Below are 15,255 nucleotides of genomic sequence, written 5' to 3'. Positions count from 1 at the left end.
GCACATTCTTATGTTCCTTAAAACCTTTCGCTTACTTCCATTTTTACTGGCCTTCGCATCAGCAAGCTATGCAGAGCCAAGCTATCAAGCGCATAGCAGTCTTTATCAAGTTGTCAGTGATTTTGTTCAAAACAACATAGATCCGACGTCAAATTACGAACTTACAATAGCACCTTTAGATACGCGCCTCCGGCTAGCCGAATGCAGCCAACCCATTGAAGCGTTTACCTCCCAACCTCAAGGATTGGGTCCCGATAGAAATACTGTTGGAGTGCGTTGCAGCGGAATTCAATCCTGGTCTGTTTATACATCGGTCACCGTTCGTATATTTGATCAGGTCATGGTACTAAGCCAACCCGTTCAACGAGGAGAATTATTGACGCCAAACCACGTAAGATTAGAGAAAAAGGATATTTCAAAAGTGAAACAGGGTTACTTTATCAGTCCGGAACAAGTGTTTAACAAGCAAGCCAACCGCTATTTAGCGGCAGGAACCGTCTTGCATAACGGACTGATCATGGAACCGGTACTGATCAAGCGAGGCGAAAAAATTGTCATTCGTTCAGGAAATCCCGCTTTTGATATACGCATGCAAGGCGTCGCCATGATGGACGGCGTAAAAGGGCAATCAATCAGTGTCAAAAATGCATCCTCAGGACGCATCATTGCGGCTGAAGTTGAGCAGACCGGCTTTGTCAGCATTCATCAACGCTGAGCTAATGAATAATAAATGACACAATTCCATAACTTAAAATCAATAGTTCAATAAGTACTCCTGACAAAAAGTTATTACGCTATAATTTTTTCTAAATCTTTTTTGAATGCTGCCGATACAGGTTATAGCAAAACATTATTGGAGGACTCTACCATGGCTATTGACCCACTCACAGGCAGACAACTTGTCACCGTTCAGACCAAAGCATCATCCAAGGGATCGGTCGAAAACAAATCAGACAAACCAAAAGTTGAGACAGGTAGCAGTGACAGCGTAAGCATCAGAGCGAATTCGGCTAGCCTTGCTGCCAGTGAAGCGCTCAACAACAAAACCCCACCGGTCGATGAAAATAAAGTAAACATGATCAAACAGTCGATAGCCGATGGCAGTTACCGTGTTGATGCCGAGAAACTGGCTCAAAAAATCATTCAATTTGAGGCTGCATTTGGCCAGGACAGCACATAAACATGATTAATAAAACATTTCCTATCGCTGAAAAATTGATCAGTAATGGCTTGTCCTTAAGTCGCACTCTTTTTCAAGCCCTTCAGGACGAGTCTCAGTTATTGATCAATCAGGATAAAGATAAAAAACTGGATGCGATCACACAGCACAAGCAGCATTTAATCGGTGAAATTTCGCAATTTACTCAACAAATAGGTCAGGTTCTTCAAACCGAACAGTTGAATGCGGATAAAAACGGCCTGGCGACTTATTTTGAAAGAGCCAAAGCAGCCAGCCTAGATACCCAAAAAGCCGAACAGAACTGGCAAGAACTCATCATACTCTCAGAAAAAGCGCGCGATTTAAATAACCAGAATGGTGCCGGCATCGAACTTTTGCTGCGTCACACCCGCCTTTCACTCAATATACTGAAAGGCAAACCACAATCAGTCCATACTTATGGCCGCGACGGCTCCACCCAAGCCGATGCAGGTACTAACACGCTCTATACAGCTTAAGCCCCTCAAACCCGAAACGGACAAAGGCAAAATCAACTGTAAAGTAAAATGCTGTGTCAAATTTCAATGAAAATCCAAAGTTCGTAACTCAACCGGATAAAATAGCCAGCATCCTATGCGCCATCCAAATTCAGAATTGCCTATGCACTTTATCTGTGCAGGGTCAAAAGAAAGGACTCTTAACCTCAATCATTGAAGTCAATAAAGAACAACACCTTCTCGTTCTGGATGAAATCAATTCTGCAGAACTCAGCACATTTCTTCAATCCGCGCATAAAATAAAGCTTTCAACTTATTTAAACGGCGTTCATTTAGCCTTTCTCCTGACGTTGACCGCAGTCAAAAAGCCCGGCAGTGATATGCTTCATTATTCCACGCCCTTTCCTGAACGGATCTATTACCCGCAACGCAGAACTTCACCCAGAGTCGTCACTGATACATTAACCATCACATGGCCCGCGGCGAAAAACAAATTTTTAGTTCATGGCGAGGTAATCGATATTTCCAGAGGCGGCATGTCATTCCGCCTGGCCGCAGAAGAGAATAGCGTTCAAGCAGGCGACACCTTAAGAAACTGCCACTTAAACTTGCCGATTGGCTATGAGATGGTCTTTACTTTAGTTATTCGTTCAGTCAAAACCGAGCGAAACACTGTTTATATAGGTGGCTATTTTGTAAACCTCTCGCCTCAAGGCAAAAACAAGCTGGACTTTTTCATCGCTGCTCTGGAGCGCGAAATCATAAGAAAACGAAAGAATCCCGATTTAAACCTGTGATACAATCGCCGCACATTGCCCCGGTAGCTCAGCTGGATAGAGCATCCCCCTCCTAAGGGGAAGGTCGGACGTTCAAATCGTCTCCGGGGCACCATATAAATCAATTACTTACCTAATTTATTCACATCCCTTTTGAGGGGAAACGTGACTAAAACGTGACTTTGAATCCAAAACCCTCACTGCATCCTTAAGATTCTGAGGATTAAGATGCGCATACTTCTCAGTCATTTTTACAGTGCTATGTCTGAGCACTTTACTAACCGTGTAAAGAGGTACATCCTCCATGACCAACCAACTCGCAAAAGTATGTCGTTGATCATGAATTCTGAAATTCTCTATCCCAGCCAGTTTACATGCAGTTGCCCAAGATTTTTTTAGACTCTGTAATGGATTTCCATCTTTTCGGCAAAATACCCATGGACTACTGGGACAATGAGTTTTTATAAATTCAGCTCTAGATAACAAAGCGGCTGATGCCTCAGCATTTATCGGAACGCTGCTACGTCTCCGATTTTTCTGATGCTCAGCTTCAAGAATAAAAAAACCATTTGCCAAATCAATTCGGGACCATTCAAGTCCAAGCAATTCTCCTGCCCTACATCCTGTATTCAAAGCTAAACGTATAAAATCTACTAACCAAGGTGCTTTAGTAATGGTCCTGGCCGCATCAATTAACCGTCCCGCCTCTTCTGTTGTAATCCAACGAACGACACCTTCAGGTTCTTGCAGCTTTTTACCCGTAACTGGATTTTTTAGCTCCGATCCATACTCAGAATTAGAAAAATTAATTGCAGCTGAAAACAAACCAATTTCTTTATTGACTGTCCCGGCTGCAACGCCTTCTTTAAGCCTAGCCCGAATATACGATTTTACTTCAAGGTCATCAATTTCAGACATTGCTTTACCAGAAAAAAAACGGTAAAGATTTTTAGCGGTCGACTTAACTCTTGCATCAACGGCCTTAGCTTTGATATACAACAGCAAGATTTCATCGAAACTAAATTCTTTCTGGTCATCTTGACTTGGTCTCCCCCAAACTCGCTCTTGATGAGCCTCAAGTTTGAATTTGGCTAAGAGTGCTTCCGCTTCTTTTCTGTCTTTAGTTTGAGCACTTCTGCGAGTTCGCTTGCCGCTTCCATCGACGAAGCTGATCCACCAAAATTGCGAGTCTCCCCGCTTGAACAAACCATCTTTGCTACGCTTTGGCATGTGCGATTACCTCCATTGCTTTTTGGCACACACCGCCTTGCGTGATTTGTATTATCTACATTTAGCAGTTTTTGTGCTACCCATAGTATTGTTTCATCGACAGGTATTCTGACTAACCGGCCGATTCTTATAAACGGAATTTGCTTGTTAGAAATCATTCGTTCTAAAGTTCGAGACGATAGAGAAAGTTGTTCTGAAGCTTCTTTAATTGACCAAAGGAGTTTTTTGTTCTCTGGCGAAGTCATGACATCACTCTCCTACATACCGTGCATTTTTCTGGGTAACTTTCTCTTGCTCCAATCAAAACAACAGCACCGCAATTCGGGCAGTTAGTCAGTTGGATTTTTTGATCTTTCAAATCTTTACTCACCATTACAGCATCTGCAAAATCTAGCCGACTTGACGGACATAGCATCTTATATACATCAAAGGCTTGAATAATATTTTGGATGTGGCCGTCGTGATTAATCATTTCACTGGCCTGATAGCAAACAGCAAAAAGGGTGACTTCTTTGTACTGTCTGTTAGTCCGCGTCAAGGCTTCGATGGATTGCTTGTCATTACCTGAACGGGCTGAATAGCCATGGTATTCACGAAATGCTTGCCGAAGCCACTTGACCGATAACCCCGTTGCTTTCTGAATCGTGGTAATGCGGGCTTTTCGCTTAATGAGTTCGATTGCCAGGCTTTGTTGCTTGTAATTATCTAACATCACGCCCCCTTTATCCGGCAGTGAGAGCCAGCAACAAATCCACCCGGTCATAGCGCCGCCGCCCGAACCCCTGAATAAATTGGGGTGTAAAGCGTGGCGCAAAACATAAACAGCCTGATCGGGCCAGGATCTGCATCTCGTCCATGGACAAATTTGCCACTGCCAATCGCAACTCTTCATCGGCAATCCCCATGATCAACGAGGCTTGTAGGGCATTTTCTCGGGCGGTGGCGCGCACCTTTACTAGCCAAGCCAGATTGAGGTCATAGAGTTCTTGATCAACCACTTCCTGTTGCCGGGTCATCAATCGATCAACATACTCATCCACATGGGTTAAGGCCTCCTGCATGATCGCCTCAAGAGCAGGACTCATATTGACCACCTGCAATTTGCTTTTCAGGACGTCAGCCCCGAATTCGGTGAGCAGCGTGAAAATAGCTTCCTGAAAAAAACCTGCGGCGATGGATTCGACCGCTTCAAAATCCAGCGTCAGGCATTCGTTTTGCAGAAAACATTCTCGCGCCCGCTGTGCCAATTGCTTGCCATGGCAGGCTTGGGGTGTTTTCAGTTTCGTGAGGTGCTTAATAACGACATACATAAGAAGCTCCTAGTCGGTGGCTAAGTTGTCGATATCCGTGCATTCATGGCTTGAGCGGGTGGCCAGCCCAGATAGGCCGCCTTGTGGCGGCGACTGTTTTTTTCAGCCCAAACCTCACAAATTGGGCAGCGTTGGTAAAATTTAGGCAGTGTATTCAGCACTAAATGGCGGGATTGACAGCGTCCGCATTGCAATAGCCGACTTTCACGGCTATTAAATTGCTGAATCAGATGCCAGGCACGGTTTATATCCAGCAGCCTACCGTGATCATGGCTAACGTCTAATCTAGTGTGATTTATAACCCGCCCAACTACCTCGCTATACAACGCATACGCAGTCATTAACCGGGTGGCCTGGACAGGGTTCTGACATTCGAGCGGAGTGATGTCAGCAAAAATACCCATGAAAATGGAGGCATGCAGTGCGTTCAAGGAGGATCGCGAAATCCAATAAGAATCGTACGGCAACAGGCCCGATTTAGATGAGCCGTGATGGGCTTCCTTGTAAAGGCGGATCGCCACTTTGCGGCCTATGCCACACAGATGCTGAATAATTGGCGGCCTTACGCCTAATAAAACGAGTTGGTTAGCCATAGACAGGGTGTGTAAATAATCAGGCAACTTTGTTTCTGTGGGTAACCGATACATTTAGACCTCCTCCGAAGTAGCATGGGTGGGCAGCAACAATGCGCTATGCACAGCCGGTGACATATGCTGAGGGGTCTGTAGCGGCAATAACCGAATGATGGCCCGACTGTTACCTGCCAATTCCCGAATCTTTTCCACAGTCAGAGTCTCCATCACAGCCAGCTGTTTCTGATTCAGGCCAAAACGCCAGGCGGCTTCCAAGGCATTACTGCGAACTGCTTCGCGGGCCAGCATCAGATATTCAAAATTCAGTTGGGCGAGATCCTGCTCCAAAGTCGACATGAGGCTAACTCCGCTGCAAATGCTAAGGTTGGCCATTATGCTAGGAAGACAAGCTGGAAAAGTCTCACACGGAAAGTGACCGCTTCAGGTCACTTAACTCGAGAGCGTTTGTCGGGTGTTGGCTAGCGGTTGGTAAAAAATCCGCACAAAATGGCATCTCGGAGCAATATTTGTGACAAGGATCACAAAAAAAGCGCCGCACCCTTGAGGATGTCGACGCTTTTTGTCCTGCCACTCGCATTAAAGAAGGCGATCAGCGTTTAGGCAATGCAAAACGATAACCCAGGATAAAATCCCTATACCGGCAAGCTTCATTCTTTGACTGAAAGCGCGCCTGTACCACCTGATTGATAAACACCTCCCAAGGCAAGCCCTTCAGATCGCCGGCAGACAAACTAACCTCACCCACACGAAACGCCGCATGCTGATATAGCACTTTACGCGGCGTATCGATCCGAATGAGGCAGTGATCCAAGACTGCAGGGCCACCTATTTCTCCTGGTTCGATCATTAATGGCACTTTAATCGGTCCCATCGAACGGCCAATGCGACCGATGACATCGTGTTCTTCATGCCAGGCTTGACCGGTTATCGTGTCGCCGTAAAACAACCGTACCCTGCGCTGGTTTTGCCGGAATTGTTCCAAAATTTCGATCACCCGTTCCGGTGTGTTGGCGTGGTAACAAGTGCCGGATGGCAAGCGTCGATAGCGAAAGCAATGGCCATTAGCAAAATTCTGTGTAAAGATTTCTGAATTCATGATGATTTCCTCGATGAAAAACGGAAATATCACGAATCCCCGCCGGGAAACTGACATTCCCGTTGGGTTCGATAAAAAATGAGTACTACATCAATGGCGATTTAACACCCCCATTGATTGTATTTACAGGCCATCGCCATTTTCTAATGTCGATGACAGGGTCATGTCCTCCAAAAAACGCAGGAACGACCCTCCGGCAGGATGAGGTTCCTGCGCGTTAAAAACGCTGTTCAAAGCCATAAATAGGCCTATGCAGCGGGGTTGAATTTACGCAAAAATCGGTATAATGTAGCTAAAACTCACTAAAAAGTAGAGAAATAGCCATGTTTGACGATATTTTGCGCATTTTTGATTTCCTCAGTCCTAAGCAGACCCAGGAGCCGAGTCCAACGAAAAAACCGATCGCGATCCTGCGGGATTGCAACGATCAAGCTATCCTCATATGCAAAAAATTATTGGCTGATTTGGATGCCGCCGAAGCAGAAGTCCTGAAGGATATTGACGATCCAGAAATGGCTTGGTCACTATTAAGCCGTATTCGCCAACTCAGGCGCGAAAGCCAACACGATCTTGCGGCTTTGTTACCCTCAGACCTGTTGCCAACTCAATTTGAAGAACCGACCAATAGAAGCCCCGTCCGTCTCGTCAAAACCCAAACGGGTGCTCAGTGGTCGGTTTTCAATGGCGGGCGAGCTCATTATCCTGAATCACCTGGCCATTGCCAGACTTGAGAGCAGTCCTCAATTGACGCACCGGATGGGATGATTTGGATAAATCACCCTCCATCTCCAAGGCGGTTTTTTTCGAGCGTTTTGTCCGTTTACCGGCTTTCGACGCATCTAAAACCACCGTCGGTCTGACTTTTTCCAATTCCAGTTGCAGCTTGGCCATTTGAATATCGGCCTTGATGAGTTCCATGGTTTTGGTTTTTACCTGCAACTCCAGGTCCAATCGATCAACTTGCCGATTGGAACCTGCGTTGCGGGTCTGGATTCCCTGGCGGACCGACTCGGACAGCGCCAACCAATCCACCTCATGACGGATTTGGGGCATGACGACCGGTAACCGGTTTCGCGCCGATCGCTGGGCACGAGAGTGGTAAAACGCTCGATACGCTTGTTTCAATGCACTCAGCAGTTGCCACGCCGTTGCCCAAAGGACTCGCAGGGCAAGTATAAACACCGCCAAAAGTATGATGCCAAAGATAAAGTTCATGGACGTTCTCCTTAGATAAAGACACAGAAACCACTTCGAATAAACAACAGCACCCAGCCGGGTGATGGTCGCCCGAAGCGGGATGAATTGCAGACACTTTGCTAATGGCAAACTGCATTTTTCATCAGGCTTAACGCACCCGACACGATCACGATTAACATGCTCGCCGCCTAAAGACGGAACGCCGACCGAAGTCGGATTCAGCATTCTTAAAAAGAACGCATGAAATGTCTGTTTGTCGAATGGGCTCTAGGAAGTGAGTGCATTCGACAAACTGCGGTTGCAATCAGTTACCCCTAGCCACAAGCCAAGGCATTGAGCCAAGGATTGGGCTACGGATAACCGACTGAAGATTACGCTGCCAACAACACCGCTTTCGACAGATTGAACAATTGTGCTCTCAGCTCTGATAGATCGTTAATGGTGATGGCAATCGGGAACAGATGGCTGACATCCAAGCCCAAACCTATACCTATCGTTTCAATACCACTATCCCGGCAGCGTTGTAAAAGTTCCAGCGTGCTCAAAGTGTCGTTGGGCTGACCATCGGTCATCACCATCAACACTTTGCGCGGTTCCCGGCAACGCAACAGCGATGCGGCGCCAAACCAAAGCGCCTCAGTCATCGGCGTGCTACCAGAAGCGGCCAGCGAAAAGGCACCGGTTCGGGCATTGACGCGTTGGCCATGCGCTAGCAAGCGGAACACCGAATCATCCTGATGCCCCGGAAACGCAGTGACGCCAGGATTTACCCCCGGAATCCCTTCAAAAGCCAAAGCCAGCGCCAAGGTGGCTTCCAACGCAATCGGCATCCGCAATCCTATGGGTTGACCTTGGCTATCGGTCACTTGATAACCCATGCTTTCGGATTTATCGAGTAACAGATGGATGGCCGTATTGGGTGCTGATTTAGCTTGTTTGCGCTGGAACAACTTGGTTTCGCCGAGTGGCAAACGGTGTAAACGCTTGCCATCCATACGCCGTCCACGACAGGCGTGTTGCCAGCGGTTCAGAGCTTGCGATTGCACCAAGCCTTGCAAAGCGGCGCGGATTTTCCCCGATTCGCTTTGCACCTTGCGCAGCAAAAAAGTCCCGGCTCGCTCATCCATCGGCGGCTCGTGGTCACTGGGCATCAGCAATTCCGATACATTTTCCGCCGCCAACGACAACGCCGATTTCAGCGATTCGAATAAATCCTGTTCGATGTCACTGTCTCCGGCGGACAACAGGGTTTCCAAGACGCCCATCGGGTCGAGAATCTCCGTAACATCTTCATCATCCATTTGCAGGTTGGATGAAGTACTATTGGAAACTGATTTCGTTTCATCGTCAGGATTTTCAGGATTCGCATCATCATTACCCGACGATTCTGAAGACAGATCGTCGACACTGTCGTTGGGTAACCGTTCATCGCGTTCCATTTCTTCCTGGGCATCCGAGCCATTCGAGTCTTCTGATTCTTCGTCCTGATCGGTCTCATCCGATTCAGGTGACGTGTCCTCATCTGCCGATGGCTGGGCCTTATTACGCTGCCGCTCTTGCTCGAATTCCTGTTCAATCATGGTCAGAATACGATCGGTCAACTGCAAACAATCGGACTCGGATTGCAATTCTTCCGGCACTTCCGACAACAATCCTTTCAACCGCGTTACGGCACCTTTCGGATACTTCGCCTTCAATGCCACTTCGGTTTGCTCGACCAACGGCACTAAGGCTGTTTGACCCAGTACCCGGGCACGCAAGCTTTTCAAGACAAAGCTGTACAAAATGTTGGCCGGATGATCATCAATGCTGTTGGCCACAAAGTCGCCTTTAACAATCATCTTTTCAATCACCGTGCGTATTGTCAGCCGCGTACCCGGAAAGTCTTTGGCCAGTTCGTGCTCGATGCGCACATCTTCAATCGCATTACATAACCGTCTCCGTAAGACTGAATTGCCATAGTGAAGCGTAAAATCCGAATAGCGAATATGCGCCGCTTCATGGGCTAAAAGTCCCCAGGCAACCTCCTGATAATCCGGATCGTCACCCTCATAGGCCGGTAGTTGAATCGACCGGCCATCGGTAAAAGCTTGATCGCCCCCAACGCTGACTTTGATGCCAAAGCGATTGCCAATGGCGGCCGCGACAATGGGAAATGCGTTGTGTAAAGTTCTATTTTTCATGGTGTGCTCCAAACACTGGGGCAAACCATGACCCCGAAGGGACATGAATTTGCCCCAGTGGGTTATTAGTTAAAGGGTGTCCGATTAGAACCAGTAATCGGGGTCGGAATCGTCAGTCTCCTCATCGTCTCCCGCAGTCACCGTTGCCGGTTCTGCTGAATGCTGAGAAAGGTTGGATTCATCTGAAAAGGTATCGGTTACCTAATCGGTCTGACTTTTATCCAGCAAGACCTCAAGCGCCCAGTCATCCGCTGTCGACTCCGCTTCAAATTCATCATCAAAGATACCTTCAAACAGATCGGTAAAATCGGGAGTGTTTGAAGCGGTTTCAGTGATGACCGGCGTTGGTGCTGTTGGTATGACGAGTACTGCTGATGGCTCGGGCTCCGCGTATTCGATGACTTCTTCATCATCAACAGGCGGTTGAGCCACCAACAAGCCTTCACCGTGCCGCCGAGTTTTATCCGGATCGGACAACAGCATGGCCGTAGCCAGGATCTCCTGCAAAATACTGCCTTCAATGGCGCCTTTGTTAGGGATTCTCGCCAGCAAATCGTCGATGGTGCTGACGATCGGTGCCACCCGATGATCCAGAAAGCCCAGGCCATCCAACTTGTCGCGGATACGCTTGATCGGACGTAACGCACTGCGCGTCACTTGCTCCTTGCCTAAGAGTGATTGCTCAACCAACAAATTGGCGTCCACCGCGATTTCATGGAACAGCTGTCCACTCAGTGAGCCAATCTTGCTTTCCAGTCGCTCGATCTCTTTCTCGGGCAGACTCTCCGGCAAAGCGATCGACACCACCAGGTAATCGAACGACAACCGCGTTAAGACAAACTCCACCGAATCCACCGCTTTTTCGATGATGCCGGCAAACTCCGGATGGCGAACCACCCAGTCTGTTACCGCCGCATCGTAACCGGCAATAAACTCGGTTTTAGCCGCGGCAAAATCCAGCGCAATACGCTCGAGTTCCGCGGTAATACTGGCGGCCGATTCGACCGGTACGGCAAAACCGCCCAAAAAGCGAGTACCAACCCGCAAACAAATGCGTTCGGCTTCCTTCTTCAGGCGGTTAAATACTGTCAGCTTATCGGGATCGAGCAAACGTTTAGACCCTAAGCTGGCTAAGTCCTCCGGTGGTAGTTTGCTACCGTCGGCCAGCACCAGGTCTTCTTTTTTCAGTTTCTTACGGGCGCCGTAGATAGTGGCGTCCACTTTTACCAAGACCACATGGTCCAGAATGATATTAGCTTGTGTCACGTGAACCTCCTTGGAAAGAGGCACACAGAACCCCGTAAGGGCTGGTATGCCCCTTTCGGGTTAAATGAAAATAACAAACCGGTTAAAACCAGCAGTCGTCCGTGTCGGACATGGCCGCTGCCAGATTTAAGCGGGGTTTGAGCAAACCTAAGGCTTCTGCGGTGTCACGAATGCTGTCCAGATCGGTGCCGAAAAATGCCAGCACGTCCTGTTCAACTTTCAGATCGACCGAGAGGTCTCGGGCGGTTTCGGTGACTATATCAATCTCCACGCCGTTAAAACCTTTTGCTTTCAGCGCCAGTAAAAACAACCAAGGCAAAACGCCGTGGGCTGATTTGATCTGACCACTGAGTTCAAAGACTTCAGCATTGAAGGTGGCATCAATCCACTGTTGCCAGCCATCCCAATCTTGTTCAGGCTTAGCTTCCTGATCTGAGACGGATTGAATAACCCCGATCAGTCGCCTGACCTCGATACTCAAGTCCACTCGGACCGCGCGCTTTGCTCGACAATCAACGGTCCAATACAATGCTTCGACTGGCGGTGCTGGCACAAACACGGGATTTGCATCAGGTTCAGGCAATTGTGATGGCGTTGCCGCAGTCTTACCCGGAAACACCACATTGCCGTCACCATCAATTTCCACCTCGGCAATAAACACATAGCCTTTGGCCAGTTTTTGCTTTTCGATGACGAATTGCCTAATCCCGCGTCGGTTACTGACACCCGGTAATTTGGATGCCGTTTTGCCCCAACGGGTGGTGATCGAACCATCCGAATTACTCTTGACCGCCCAGTCTTTGGAACTGCCGTCAGGTTTACGATGACGATAGAGATTCCAGGTAGCCATGACTAGACCTGCCAGTCATCGCCAAACACATCTTTGGCGATGCGATGAATCGCTTCACGTTCGGCGGGTTCAGCGCGAAAGGTCAAGGCCCGGTCCAGCGAGTAAGCCAAGGCATTCGGCGCACTTTTGAAGGTGGCGACCAACGATGCCCAGCGCACTAAACCGCGCGTGGACAAGGTCACCGACAACATGCCGCCGCCATCCGCGCCGCCGATAAAGACTTTCCGAATCTGATTGGCGACCTTGATCATGCTTTCGCGCACCGTTTCCGGCATACTCGGCACTGCATCGGCCAACAATTTCATTTCATCTTCGGGTTCGGGGTAACCGACTTCCATCAGTCTAAACCTGTCTAAAAACGCCAAGTTTTGCCGCAACACCCCTTGATACAATCCCGATTGATCGCCGCTGCCAGCACTATTGCCGGTGGCAACCAAACGAAACTTGGGATGCGGGGTAATCACAGCGCCAGTCTGCGGAATCGTCAGAGGTTTTCCTTCGACGATTTCATTCAAACCAATCAGCTCTGCCGGATCGATGGCATCGATCTCGTTGATCAACAACACATGCCCCAGGCGTACTGCCAAGGTCAACGGGCCATCGATCCACTTCATCGCGCCGCCGTCGACCAGCATGTACTGGCCGAGCAGATCATTGAGTTCCAGTCGACCGTGGCCGGTGACCGAATGCACGCCCCAATGCAAACGCGCCGCGACTTGCTCCAATAACGACGTTTTGCCGGAGCCGGTGGGACCGGTCAGGTATAAGCCGTCGCCATTGTGAGCGCCTAAAAACGCCAACACATCGCGCAAGTGGTCCTTACGAAACACATAGGGTTTTTGCGCAGGCACATAGGCATTTTGTTCTGGGCTAAAGCCTTCCACTTTCATGGAGGCCGGTGCAGGTATGCCGAAGGTATCGGCAATTGAATAAAATTGAACCATGGTGAACTCCTCGAGGCTAAGCCTCAGATAACAAGGGGCGCACCGCCCCGGTGGGGGAAATGAGCCCCAACGGGTGATTAAAACCCTGGCAAACCAGGGTAGATAAAGAAATTAACGCAACTGCATCACGCAGTACATCGCCCATTCGGCGCGGGCCAATAGCTCCCGATCCATCAAACGCACGATGCGCTGAATATCGCTTCTCAAACCGGGGTCTGAAAGTTGACGGTGCAGATCCAGCAGCAAACGCTTTTTGGCCTGAATGTCGTCGCTAGGGGCAACGTTCAACCAGCCGTGCAAGGTTTTCCAAAAGTCGTGATTCATAATGACCTCCTTCAATGGTTAAAAGGGGTCACCGAGTCCCGTGAGGGTGATGAACCCCAACGGGACAAACAAAAACACCAGGCTTGACGCACCTGGCACACGAGACAAACGCTCATGCCGCTTAACAACGGAACGCCGGTCGAAACCGGATTCGGGATTCCACGAAGGGAATGCCTGAACGATGCGGGTTTTGGGTTGGACTTTTTTTAAAAGCTCAGCCTAAAACCGACATACCTAAACTGAATGATTCCATCAGGTGTCCGGCGTCAACTAGCTTGGCCGGCCATCAATCAATGAACATCCCGTAACCACCAGGGTTACAGGATGTCTTGAAACGAACTATCAAAACCAAAAGTCCACACCCGCCAGGTCTTGCAAGGCTTGGGCATCGAACGGCACTTCGGCATGTTTGCCGTCGTCGTCCCGGCAAGTCACGCGGACCCGTGTGGCCGACGGTTTTCGGTAAACTTCCAGCGCCGCAGCCTGAACAGCCGGTTGCAAGGCGTGAAGTGCCACCTTGTAATCGATGGCGCCCTGGCTTTGAAAGCGGCTGATCCGCAACCCGGAATGCTCTGCGGCCACGTAATCGCCCATCAGCAACACCAACGTGTTTTCAATGGCCGCCTGACTCGCCTCCAAGGTGGCTAGCTCCGCTTTCAAATCCGCGATTTTCACGGCACGGTTGCGATAACTCGCCGCCAGCTGTTGCCATTGCTGCTCCGCATCACCTTTGGGCAAGTACAAATCACGTTCGGGATCCTTGTTCGGCTCCTTTTTGGATTGGACCGCCGACCAGAAGTCCATCGCGGACTCGACCAGCTTGGTGAGAAAAGTCTCATCGCGCTGAATTTCGAACTCGATGTCCTGACCTTGGTGGTAGAAGAATAGAAAACCGCGTTGCGCTTCGGACACCAACAGCTGCTGTTGCACCTGGCACCAATACAGTTGATAGGCCTCGGACGCTTCCCGATTCAACAGCACATCCAGAAACGTGGTCTCATGCGGACATTTGATTTCCACGGGTTCATTCGCGTCGGACAAGCCATCGAACGAAGCCCGCATCAACGGATACTGTTCCGACTCGCCGCACAGCGGCAACAACATTTGATCGTGTTTGTCCTCGAAGCGTTGCAAAGCCGCGGGCTCTTGCTGGATGCCGGCGCGGATCAACGGGTTGTTATCCAGGCTGGCTTCCAGCACCAGGCCGATTTTCTCGGCCCAGAGCCGCCACGGGGTTTTGTAGGGCGAGCGGTTCATGACGATGGCGGCTTCACTGGCACTGACGCCTTGTGAACGCCAGTGCCGCCAGGCAGCAGACCGTTGCGAAACATCAATGACCTTCATCGCGAAAATCCGGTCAACTGCACCTGACAACCGAAGCGCACCGTTTCGATACCGAGCTTCTGCAAATGGGTCTGGCAACGCCGGGCCCAATGGCCATCGCCGAATAGCAACAGCAGTTCGTCTTGCATCGGCAGACAGATTCCGCCAAAACTCTCGGCCAGTGACGTCAGTTCCGGTTGGCTCAAGGGTTGTGGATTGGATTCGTTGCTCTGGGGTCGCCACAGGCGTTCTAAAAAACCGCGCCCATGCCGGCGAAGCACCGTGGGTGAGTCGTAACGCTGCCAATCGGTATGACAGGGCAGCCGGTTCAATGATTGATCGATTGCATTCATGATCTCTCCTTACAAAAAACTCAGAGCATCATGAATCCCCACACGGGCGAGTCATGACGCCCTGAAGGGGTGGTAGTTGAATGTGACGGAAGCTGGAATCCAGCACACATCAGTATGAAAATGGCTTAGCCGATGGCGTGATTAAGCAACGGGA

General features: G+C 49.5%; 19 protein-coding genes, 1 tRNA gene and 1 pseudogene. 6 read left to right on the top strand and 15 right to left on the bottom strand.

Features of this window, described 5'->3' with window-relative positions; genetic code table 11:
- The first annotated feature begins 10 nt into the window (after positions 1–10).
- The 5 genes from flgA to GO003_RS09150 all read left to right on the top strand — a co-directional run bounded on the left by flgA (position 11) and on the right by GO003_RS09150 (position 2,547).
- Positions 11–715, top strand: a complete 705-nt coding sequence (gene flgA, locus GO003_RS09170; protein ID WP_159659405.1) for a flagellar basal body P-ring formation chaperone FlgA — start codon at positions 11–13, stop codon at positions 713–715.
- Positions 716–868: 153 nt separating this feature from the next.
- Complete coding sequence (flgM, locus tag GO003_RS09165; RefSeq protein ID WP_159659404.1) at positions 869–1,180, top strand: flagellar biosynthesis anti-sigma factor FlgM; 312 nt, start codon at positions 869–871, stop codon at positions 1,178–1,180.
- 2 nt (positions 1,181–1,182) lie between these two features.
- Positions 1,183–1,677, top strand: a complete 495-nt coding sequence (locus GO003_RS09160; protein WP_231088909.1) for a flagella synthesis protein FlgN — start codon at positions 1,183–1,185, stop codon at positions 1,675–1,677.
- Positions 1,678–1,730: 53 nt separating this feature from the next.
- The gene (locus tag GO003_RS26390) at positions 1,731–2,453 is read left to right on the top strand and encodes a flagellar brake protein (protein WP_159659403.1); all 723 of its coding nucleotides are present in this window, start codon (positions 1,731–1,733) and stop codon (positions 2,451–2,453) included.
- A 17-nt stretch (positions 2,454–2,470) separates the two neighbouring features.
- Positions 2,471–2,547 (top strand) — tRNA-Arg (locus GO003_RS09150).
- A 23-nt stretch (positions 2,548–2,570) separates the two neighbouring features.
- Here GO003_RS09150 and GO003_RS09145 read toward each other — a convergent pair.
- The 7 genes and pseudogenes from GO003_RS09145 to GO003_RS09120 form a co-directional block, all read right to left on the bottom strand.
- Positions 2,571–3,662, bottom strand: a complete 1,092-nt coding sequence (locus GO003_RS09145; RefSeq protein WP_159659402.1) for a tyrosine-type recombinase/integrase — start codon at positions 3,660–3,662, stop codon at positions 2,571–2,573.
- 104 nt (positions 3,663–3,766) lie between these two features.
- Positions 3,767–3,907: pseudogene (locus GO003_RS26550) on the bottom strand (excisionase family DNA-binding protein); the annotation flags it as partial.
- The gene (locus tag GO003_RS09140) at positions 3,904–4,374 is read right to left on the bottom strand and encodes a FlhC family transcriptional regulator (RefSeq protein ID WP_159659400.1); all 471 of its coding nucleotides are present in this window, start codon (positions 4,372–4,374) and stop codon (positions 3,904–3,906) included. The pseudogene GO003_RS26550 and the gene GO003_RS09140, both read right to left, overlap by 4 nt.
- A 10-nt stretch (positions 4,375–4,384) precedes the next feature.
- Positions 4,385–4,972: an STAS-like domain-containing protein gene (locus tag GO003_RS09135; RefSeq protein ID WP_159659399.1), complete on the bottom strand. Its 588-nt coding sequence runs from the start codon at positions 4,970–4,972 to the stop codon at positions 4,385–4,387.
- A 20-nt stretch (positions 4,973–4,992) separates the two neighbouring features.
- The gene (locus GO003_RS09130; protein WP_159659398.1) at positions 4,993–5,619 is read right to left on the bottom strand and encodes a FlhC family transcriptional regulator; all 627 of its coding nucleotides are present in this window, start codon (positions 5,617–5,619) and stop codon (positions 4,993–4,995) included.
- Positions 5,620–5,901 (bottom strand): flagellar transcriptional regulator FlhD, encoded by a 282-nt coding sequence (locus GO003_RS09125; RefSeq protein WP_159659397.1) that lies wholly within the window; start codon positions 5,899–5,901, stop codon positions 5,620–5,622. It abuts the gene before it with no gap.
- 253 nt (positions 5,902–6,154) lie between these two features.
- Entirely contained in the window at positions 6,155–6,661 is a 507-nt protein-coding gene (locus tag GO003_RS09120) for a hypothetical protein (protein WP_159659396.1), read from the bottom strand.
- A gap of 323 nt (positions 6,662–6,984) precedes the next feature.
- Between GO003_RS09120 and GO003_RS09115 the strand changes: the two genes are divergently transcribed.
- Entirely contained in the window at positions 6,985–7,392 is a 408-nt protein-coding gene (locus GO003_RS09115; protein ID WP_159659395.1) for a hypothetical protein, read from the top strand.
- Here the strand turns inward: GO003_RS09115 and GO003_RS09110 are convergent.
- The 8 genes from GO003_RS09110 to GO003_RS09075 all read right to left on the bottom strand — a co-directional run bounded on the left by GO003_RS09110 (position 7,340) and on the right by GO003_RS09075 (position 15,101).
- Positions 7,340–7,876, bottom strand: a complete 537-nt coding sequence (locus GO003_RS09110; protein WP_159659394.1) for a hypothetical protein — start codon at positions 7,874–7,876, stop codon at positions 7,340–7,342. The genes GO003_RS09115 and GO003_RS09110 overlap by 53 nt on opposite strands.
- Before the next feature lie 353 nt (positions 7,877–8,229).
- A complete protein-coding gene (locus GO003_RS09105; RefSeq protein WP_159659393.1) occupies positions 8,230–10,041 on the bottom strand; it encodes a VWA domain-containing protein in 1,812 nt (603 codons plus the stop codon).
- A 201-nt stretch (positions 10,042–10,242) separates the two neighbouring features.
- On the bottom strand, positions 10,243–11,307 hold the full coding sequence (locus GO003_RS09100; RefSeq protein WP_231088908.1) for a DUF3150 domain-containing protein: 1,065 nt from the start codon (positions 11,305–11,307) through the stop codon (positions 10,243–10,245).
- A gap of 82 nt (positions 11,308–11,389) precedes the next feature.
- Positions 11,390–12,157, bottom strand: a complete 768-nt coding sequence (locus tag GO003_RS09095) for a hypothetical protein (protein WP_159659392.1) — start codon at positions 12,155–12,157, stop codon at positions 11,390–11,392.
- Positions 12,158–12,159: 2 nt separating this feature from the next.
- Entirely contained in the window at positions 12,160–13,101 is a 942-nt protein-coding gene (locus tag GO003_RS09090; RefSeq protein ID WP_159659391.1) for an AAA family ATPase, read from the bottom strand.
- 111 nt (positions 13,102–13,212) lie between these two features.
- The gene (locus tag GO003_RS09085) at positions 13,213–13,425 is read right to left on the bottom strand and encodes a hypothetical protein (RefSeq protein WP_159659390.1); all 213 of its coding nucleotides are present in this window, start codon (positions 13,423–13,425) and stop codon (positions 13,213–13,215) included.
- 342 nt (positions 13,426–13,767) lie between these two features.
- Positions 13,768–14,769 (bottom strand): YqaJ viral recombinase family nuclease, encoded by a 1,002-nt coding sequence (locus tag GO003_RS09080; protein ID WP_159659389.1) that lies wholly within the window; start codon positions 14,767–14,769, stop codon positions 13,768–13,770.
- Positions 14,766–15,101: a hypothetical protein gene (locus tag GO003_RS09075; protein WP_159659388.1), complete on the bottom strand. Its 336-nt coding sequence runs from the start codon at positions 15,099–15,101 to the stop codon at positions 14,766–14,768. Before GO003_RS09075 ends, GO003_RS09080 begins: the two co-directional genes overlap by 4 nt.
- Between the last annotated feature and the right edge of the window lie 154 nt (positions 15,102–15,255).

The sequence above is a fragment of the Methylicorpusculum oleiharenae genome (assembly GCF_009828925.2).
GTDB classification, from domain to species: Bacteria; Pseudomonadota; Gammaproteobacteria; order Methylococcales; family Methylomonadaceae; genus Methylicorpusculum; species Methylicorpusculum oleiharenae.
The sequence above is the reverse complement of the archived record's forward strand: the minus strand, read 5'-3'. Positions and strand labels throughout refer to the sequence as shown.

What these genes read in the sequence shown, in the direction of transcription:
- flgA (WP_159659405.1), top strand. Translation starts at nt 11, where the DNA reads ATGTTCCTTAAAACCTTTCGCTTACTTCCATTTTTACTGGCCTTCGCA.
- flgM (WP_159659404.1), top strand. Translation starts at nt 869, where the DNA reads ATGGCTATTGACCCACTCACAGGCAGACAACTTGTCACCGTTCAGACC.
- GO003_RS09160 (WP_231088909.1), top strand. Translation starts at nt 1,183, where the DNA reads ATGATTAATAAAACATTTCCTATCGCTGAAAAATTGATCAGTAATGGC.
- GO003_RS09145 (WP_159659402.1), bottom strand. Translation starts at nt 3,662, where the DNA reads ATGCCAAAGCGTAGCAAAGATGGTTTGTTCAAGCGGGGAGACTCGCAA.
- GO003_RS09140 (WP_159659400.1), bottom strand. Translation starts at nt 4,374, where the DNA reads ATGTTAGATAATTACAAGCAACAAAGCCTGGCAATCGAACTCATTAAG.
- GO003_RS09135 (WP_159659399.1), bottom strand. Translation starts at nt 4,972, where the DNA reads ATGTATGTCGTTATTAAGCACCTCACGAAACTGAAAACACCCCAAGCC.
- GO003_RS09130 (WP_159659398.1), bottom strand. Translation starts at nt 5,619, where the DNA reads ATGTATCGGTTACCCACAGAAACAAAGTTGCCTGATTATTTACACACC.
- GO003_RS09125 (WP_159659397.1), bottom strand. Translation starts at nt 5,901, where the DNA reads ATGTCGACTTTGGAGCAGGATCTCGCCCAACTGAATTTTGAATATCTG.
- GO003_RS09120 (WP_159659396.1), bottom strand. Translation starts at nt 6,661, where the DNA reads ATGAATTCAGAAATCTTTACACAGAATTTTGCTAATGGCCATTGCTTT.
- GO003_RS09115 (WP_159659395.1), top strand. Translation starts at nt 6,985, where the DNA reads ATGTTTGACGATATTTTGCGCATTTTTGATTTCCTCAGTCCTAAGCAG.
- GO003_RS09110 (WP_159659394.1), bottom strand. Translation starts at nt 7,876, where the DNA reads ATGAACTTTATCTTTGGCATCATACTTTTGGCGGTGTTTATACTTGCC.
- GO003_RS09105 (WP_159659393.1), bottom strand. Translation starts at nt 10,041, where the DNA reads ATGAAAAATAGAACTTTACACAACGCATTTCCCATTGTCGCGGCCGCC.
- GO003_RS09095 (WP_159659392.1), bottom strand. Translation starts at nt 12,157, where the DNA reads ATGGCTACCTGGAATCTCTATCGTCATCGTAAACCTGACGGCAGTTCC.
- GO003_RS09090 (WP_159659391.1), bottom strand. Translation starts at nt 13,101, where the DNA reads ATGGTTCAATTTTATTCAATTGCCGATACCTTCGGCATACCTGCACCG.
- GO003_RS09085 (WP_159659390.1), bottom strand. Translation starts at nt 13,425, where the DNA reads ATGAATCACGACTTTTGGAAAACCTTGCACGGCTGGTTGAACGTTGCC.
- GO003_RS09080 (WP_159659389.1), bottom strand. Translation starts at nt 14,769, where the DNA reads ATGAAGGTCATTGATGTTTCGCAACGGTCTGCTGCCTGGCGGCACTGG.
- GO003_RS09075 (WP_159659388.1), bottom strand. Translation starts at nt 15,101, where the DNA reads ATGAATGCAATCGATCAATCATTGAACCGGCTGCCCTGTCATACCGAT.